1 protein-coding gene is annotated in these 2,584 nt (G+C 76.6%); it reads left to right on the top strand.

Annotated features, from left to right (window positions below):
• Positions 1–16 precede the first annotated feature (16 nt).
• A partial coding sequence (locus ACLU3S_RS36625; RefSeq protein WP_413956292.1) for a type I polyketide synthase occupies positions 17–2,584 on the top strand: 2,568 nt, incomplete at its 3' end.

Below are 2,584 nucleotides of genomic sequence, written 5' to 3' on the forward strand. Positions count from 1 at the left end.
AGAAGGGGACAGGCAGATGGCTGAACCGGGGGAACCGAGGGTGACCATGGAGGAGTACGACGAGGGGCCCGGCGACTTCGAGCGGATCGCGGTCGTCGGCCTGGCCTGCCGGGTCCCGGGGGCCGACGACGCCGCCGGGTTCTGGGACAACCTGGTGCGCGGGGTGGAGTCCATCGAGCGCACCGCCGTACCGGAGGACGCCCCGGACGGCTATGTGCCGGCCGTCGCCCCGCTGCGCGCGGCGGAGGACTTCGACGCCGAGTTCTTCGGCATGACACCGCGCGAGGCGGCCCTCGCCGACCCGCAGCACCGGCTCTTTTTGGAGCAGTGCTGGGCGGCGCTGGAGGACGCCGGCTGCGACCCGGAGCGGGCCGGCGGGCGGATCGGGGTGTGGGGCGGCACGTCCTTCAACTCCTACCTCGTGCTCAACGTGCTGCCCGGCCTGGGCCGCGACCAACTGCTCGGCGAGTACCCGGCGGCCCTGCTGCACGGCAACGACAAGGACTACCTGACCAGCCGGGTCGCCCACCGGCTCGGCCTGACCGGGCCCGCCGTCACCGTGCAGACCGCCTGCTCCACCTCGCTGGTCGCGGTCGCCGAGGCGGCCCGGGCCCTGCTGGACTACCAGTGCGACATGGCCCTGGCCGGCGGCGCCTCCCTGAAGCTGCCGCAGGACTGGGGGTACGTCCACGAGACCGGCGGCATCCAGTCGCCCGACGGATACTGCCGGGCCTTCGACGCGGACGCCTCCGGCACCGTCTTCGGCAGCGGGGTCGGCGTCGTCGCGCTCAAGCGGCTCTCCGACGCCCTCGCCGACGGCGACCGGGTGCACGCGGTGATCCTGGGCACGGCCGTGAACAACGACGGCGCCCGCAAGACCGGGTACACCGCGCCCAGCGTCGACGGCCAGGTCCAGGTGCTGCACGACGCCTACTCGGCGGCCGGGGTCAGCCCCGCCACCGTCGGCTACGTCGAGGCGCACGGCACCGGCACCGCCATCGGCGACCCGGTGGAACTCGCGGCGCTGGACGAGGTGTTCGGCGCGGAGGGCCTGGCGCCCGGCTCGGTGCACGTCGGCTCGGTGAAGACCAACATCGGCCATCTGAACGCCGCTTCGGGCGTGATCGGCCTGATCAAGACGGTGCTCGCGGTGCGCGAGGGCGTGCTGCCGGCGAGCCTGCACTACCGGCGGCGCAACCCCCGGACGAACGAGAAGTCGCCGTTCGCCGTGGTCGACCGGCTCACCCCGTGGCCCCCGGGCGAGGGGCCGCGCCGGGCCGGCGTCAGCTCCTTCGGCGTGGGCGGCACCAACGCCCACGTGGTGCTGGAGCAGCCGCCGGCCGCGCCGCCCGCGCAGGACGGCGCCGAGGACGGCGAGCAGCTGATCGTGGTCTCCGCGCGCAGCGAGGACGCGCTGGCCTCGGCCGCCTCCCGGCTGGCGGACGCGCTGGAGGAGACCGCCGCCCCGGACCTGCGCGACGTCGCCCACACCCTCGCCCACCGGCGCCGCCGCTTCCCCCACCGCGCCGCGGTGGTCGCCGCCGGCCCCGCCGAGGCCGCCGCCGCCCTGCGCCGGGCCGGCCGGGAGCACCAGCGCGGCGAGACCCCGGTCGCCTTCCTCTTCCCCGGGCAGGGCACCCAGTACCAGGGCATGGCCGCCGGACTGCTGCGCACCGAGCCGGAGTTCGCCCGGCACCTGGGCGAGGTCGCCGATCTGCTCGCCGGCGAGGGCATCGACCTGCGGGCCCTGCTGAGCGCGCCCGCGGCCGAGGGCGCCGCCGATCCGCTGGTGGACACCCGGCTCGCGCAGCCCGCGCTCTTCGCCGTCGAGTACGCGCTGGCCCGCTGGTGGCAGTCGCGCGGCGTGCGCCCCGTCGCCCTGCTCGGGCACAGCCTGGGGGAGTGGACGGCCGCCTGCGTGGCGGGGGTGTTCACCCTCCCCGACGCCGTGCGGCTGGTCGCCGCCCGGGGCCGGATGATGGGCGAGCTGCCGCGCGGCGCCATGCTGGCGGTGGAGCTCTCCGAGGCCGAGGCGGCCGAACTGACCGGTGACGGGCTGGGCGTCGCCGCGCTCAACGCGCCCCGCCGCTGCGTGCTGTCCGGCACCGAGGAGGCGGTGCGCGCCGCCGAGGCACGCCTCGCCGAGCGCGGCGTGGCGGCCAGGCGGCTGGTCACCTCGCACGCCTTCCACTCGGCGATGCTCGACCCGATGACCGGCCCGTTCGCCGAGCTCGTCGGCACCGCGGCGCCGCGCACCCCGGACATCCCCTTCGTCTCCGACGTCACCGGCACCTGGATCACCGACGCCGAGGCCACCGACCCCGGCTACTGGGCCCGGCAGGCCCGCGCGACCGTGCGGTTCGCCGACGGCGTGGCCGAGTTGCTGGCCGCCGCCCCGGACGCGGTGCTGCTGGAGCTCGGCCCGGGCCGGGCGCTGGGCCGGTTCGCCGACCAGGTCGCCGGCCGGGCCGTGCGCCCGGTGACCACCCTGCGCGGGGCGAAGCAGTCCGGCTCCGACCGGCGCCATCTGCTGCACGCCGTGGGGCAGGCGTGGGCGCGCGGGGTGGCCGTCGAACTCCCCGAT

The sequence above is a fragment of the Streptomyces sp. AF1A genome, assembly GCF_047340315.1.
GTDB lineage: Bacteria > Actinomycetota > Actinomycetes > Streptomycetales > Streptomycetaceae > Streptomyces.